The sequence below is a fragment of the Sinorhizobium fredii USDA 205 genome, assembly GCF_001461695.1.
In the GTDB taxonomy this organism is placed as follows: Bacteria; Pseudomonadota; Alphaproteobacteria; order Rhizobiales; family Rhizobiaceae; genus Sinorhizobium; species Sinorhizobium fredii.
Genome location: NZ_AUTC01000058.1, coordinates 1 through 2,799 on the forward strand (window position 1 = coordinate 1; position 2,799 = coordinate 2,799).

Annotated in this window: 2 pseudogenes; one reads left to right on the forward strand and one right to left on the reverse strand. The window is 59.5% G+C overall.

Annotation, left to right across the window (positions count from 1 at the left end):
• Positions 1–1,449 (reverse strand): annotated as a pseudogene (locus N181_RS07945) (ISL3 family transposase); the annotation flags it as partial.
• A 207-nt stretch (positions 1,450–1,656) separates the two neighbouring features.
• Between N181_RS07945 and N181_RS07950 the strand changes: the two are divergent.
• Positions 1,657–2,680: pseudogene (locus N181_RS07950) on the forward strand (IS110 family RNA-guided transposase).
• Positions 2,681–2,799 lie beyond the last annotated feature (119 nt).

Sequence of the window (2,799 nt, forward strand, 5' to 3'; positions counted from 1 at the left end):
ACCCGACAAAAAGCCCTTGCCATAGGGGGCGTCCACATATGAATCACCGCTGCGAAAGAGTCCGCGGAAGCGCATGCCAAGACTACGCATCAAAGCGAAATCCGGCGATTCCCGCTTCAAGGCATCGACCTTTCTCGCCTGACTGGCCGTCAGCGCAGCACGCGGTTTCACGCAAAGTGCGGCGGCGACTACGGGCGAGATCAGATGGCCCGTCTCCGGATCCCGTATAGGAACGGCATCGCGGGCGAACTGATGGTCATTGACTGAGGCAAGCGCAGCGCTGTCCTGATCCACCTTCTCGGCGCGTCTCCACTTTGCGAGCAGCCGTTCAAGATTCGAGAAACTGCCAGTGTAGCCGCGCGCCTGGATATCGTGGAAGAGATGCCGCCCGCAGCGGTTTCCAGCTGTCCAGCACTCGGCCAGAAACGCCTCGAAGTATAAAGGTGACGTAGGTTTCAACGCGGCCCTGCGTCGGGCCGGCGGCGCGTCGAAGGTCAGCCATTTGGCGATGCTGCGGCGGCCGTAGCCGGTGCGACGAGCAATCTCGGAACAGGGCAGCCCTTCCTTGCGTAAGGCATGAACAGCATCGAACACCACCTGTCTCGATTGTCGATGAGCGTGACGTGCGCGGCGCCGGTGCGTTGTGTCGGCGTACGGCTCGTTATCCTTATCGGGCCGCAGTGCCCGCCCTGTCGCGCGCCCGGAAAGGCTCATCTGCTCCTCGATTGCGATCCGAAGGTTTTGCAGGAGATGAAACCGATCCGCGACTTGGCGCGCTTGCGGTGCGCCCTCACGAGCAGCTTGCGCATAGAGACCGCACCGGTCTCGGTTGACGATCTCGACAGAAGGGTGCCGCTTCAGCCATTGAGCCGTACTTGCTACGCTTCGGTCCTGCAAAATGTCGAGGACTTCACGGCGCTCCAGATCGACGATCATCGTGCCGTAGCGCCATGATCGCCGCCAGCTCCAGTCATCAATCCCGATAATCCGGGAAGAGATTGGCCTGTTGCCTGCGGCATGGCGTTTGAGGTGCCGCAGGATCGTGTCGTCGCTGACCGGCAGACCCAGCCGCCTCATCAGACGTTCTGCAGGACGCCTGCCGGCGCTGTGTCCGAGCAGACCGACAATCTCCGCGACCCTCCTTGTCCGGCGCTCATAAGGGGAAGCAACCGCTTACAGCCGATCGGTGAATGTTTGTCGTTCACATTTTTGATATGCGCATCGCCAACGGCTCAGCCGAAGCTTCACCGTCACGGTCCTGCCCTGAACCGGCAGATCCTGAAGGCTGCGTGTAAGCCAGCCATGCCGATTTCGGCTCCGCCGTCCACAATCGGGGCAAACGCCAAAGGCTGGTCCTGCAGCGGAAACAACCCAGCTGTCATCATCGGTGAGTGCAACACCCAGAACTTTGACCCCTGGGCCGGGCGACCATTTCGTTTTCGTTCGCATGCCCGCCCATAGCGGCATCGTCGCTAACGGCGAATGAACCACACAAATTGAGGAAGACCCTTTAATTATGAGAATACTGTGCCAATGATTTCAATCTGTTGACGTGACACTTAAATTCGAGAACGGGCAGTTAGTTTGATGGGGTGGAGCGGCCTCCCAACGGCGTCTAGCATCGCTGTTGTGAGAAACAGGGAAAGGAGCCACTCCATGAACCAGATTGTTACAATCGGACTCGACCTTGCCAAGAATATCTTCCCAGGTGCACGGCATCGACGCTTGCGGCAAGGTAGTCGTCCGTAAGCCATTGCGCCGCGGCGAGGTGATGAAATTCTTCGCGAGCCTTCCTCCCTGCCTGATCGGCATCGAGGCGTGTGCGACGGCTCATCATTGGGGCCGGGAATTGGGAAAGCTTGGCCACACGGTCCGGCTGATGCCGCCAGCTTACGTGAAAGCCTATGTCAAGCGAGGCAAGACAGATGCGGCCGACGCGGAGGCGATCTGCGAGGCAGTCACACGACCAACCATGCGTTTCGTCGCGGTCAAGAGTATGGAACAGCAGGGCGTGTTGATGCTGCATAAAACCCGCGACCTGTTGGTGCGCCAGCGCACCATGTTGATCAACGCCCTGCGCGGACACCTTGCTGAGTTCGGCATCATCGCCGCGCAAGGGACCGCCGGAGTGAAAGCGGCGATCGAGGCTTTTCATGCGATGCAAGACAGCCTGCCCACATTGGCGGGTAAGGCGCTGCATGGATTGATCAAACAAATGCGCGTCGTGGCCAGCGAAATCGACAAGATCGAAGAGCAGATCTTGGCCTGGCATCGGAATAATGCGGCAAGCCGGCGGCTGGCTGGCATTTCCGGCATCGGGCCGATCACGGCAAGCGCTATCGTGGCGACGGTATCAGATGCAACACTGTTTTCCTCGGGCCGCTCCTTCGCGGCGTGGCTTGGTCTAACGCCGCGCGCGCATAGCAGTGGCGGCAAGGAGAAACTTATCGGCATCAGCAAACAGGGGGATGGCTATATTCGGCGCCTGCTTGTTATCGGTGCCACGGCGGTGATCCGTCGGGCACGGCAGGATAATGCCAGCAAGAGTTGGGCGGCAAAGCTGCTCACGCGTAAACCGGCCCGGCTGGTCGCGGTGGCCCTGGCCAACAAGACTGCGCGTGTTGCCTGGGCATTGTTGGCGCGCAACCAAGCCTATATCGCTCACGTTGGCGCTGCATAATCGAATCTTCCGTTTGGCAAACTCGAATAGAAACGCTGGACGCGTAGATAGCGAGGGTGATGAGATGTGATGGCTGTAGAGCGACAATCTGGCTGAGATCAGCGCGACAATCTGGATGA